At 31.5% G+C, this 950-nt stretch carries 2 protein-coding genes and 1 pseudogene; all 3 read right to left on the bottom strand.

Annotation, left to right across the window (positions count from 1 at the left end; translation table 11 throughout):
• Positions 1-424, bottom strand: a pseudogene (locus CLPUN_RS09305) (hypothetical protein); the annotation flags it as partial.
• A gap of 17 nt (positions 425-441) precedes the next feature.
• Entirely contained in the window at positions 442-684 is a 243-nt protein-coding gene (locus tag CLPUN_RS09300) for a hypothetical protein (protein WP_077847015.1), read from the bottom strand.
• A 20-nt stretch (positions 685-704) separates the two neighbouring features.
• Positions 705-950 (bottom strand): hypothetical protein (locus CLPUN_RS27605; RefSeq protein WP_158078738.1); only part of this gene is annotated, 246 nt, incomplete at its 5' end.

Genomic DNA, 950 nt, shown 5'->3' with positions numbered 1-950 from the left:
AGCTCTTAAAGTCTCTACCAAGATCAATACACTCTGAAGCATTCCATTCTTCAAAAGGTTCTCCACTTGCATGGTAATAAAACTTATCAGCTTGGCATTCTTGTACTCCTGCAACTTTTGAAATAGCAGATTGAGCATTTCCAGTTATATTAGCTTGATCCTCTGCAGTACTTCCAAAAGTTTTTTCCACTCCGTAATGTGCTTTAGATGTAAATCCACCATAAATTATATTCTTACAAGCTAAAGAAATTTCTTCTTTCTTTAAATTTTTAGCTACATCTAATGGAACTTCTGGACACTCTTCATTTGTTATTGTTTTATAATCTGTTGTAGTTATTTTTCCATTACAGACATAATCAAATACATCTTCTTTTTTTAATTGCTCCATTGAAAATAACAAGATTATAATTTTCACGTTATCCACAATAATTTTCCTCCTTCTTATTTAATTAATGATTTTAATATAGTAGTCATTTGAGTATTTACCTTTTCTATCTCTGTTAATGGTATATCTTCGTATACTGGAACATTAGGTGTTACAGTAACATCTATACTTTTTAATGTTTTACCCTCTGGTATTTCTATTTCTAAAAATTGAATACCTCCCTGTGGTAATCTATTTTCTGAATCTCTTATTTGTAAATAAATATATCCAGTATTGTCATACAGTATTAGTGTTTTCATAATATCAATCCTTCCTCTATTTATTCCCAAGCCATATAATCAAATGTTCTTCCGCTAGTGGTGCACGAAAATGAATTATTCCCTACAGTTATTGTATTAGCAAATACCTTGCTTCCCCATTGGGGAGAACTACTAATACCAAAACCACGTAATGGTGTTAGTAGTTGATACATATTTTCGTCATAATAATAACTTATTACAACTATAGAAGGAGTGAATGATAGGCTTACAGTAGCATTTCCTGCTGCTGAACCGCTGGCATATCC

It is taken from the genome of Clostridium puniceum, assembly GCF_002006345.1.
GTDB lineage: Bacteria > Bacillota > Clostridia > Clostridiales > Clostridiaceae > Clostridium > Clostridium puniceum.
The sequence above is the reverse complement of the archived record's forward strand: the minus strand, read 5'-3'. Positions and strand labels throughout refer to the sequence as shown.

Excerpts from the sequence above, each read along its gene's own strand:
- CLPUN_RS09300 (WP_077847015.1), bottom strand. The coding sequence starts at position 684 with ATGAAAACACTAATACTGTATGACAATACTGGATATATTTATTTACAA.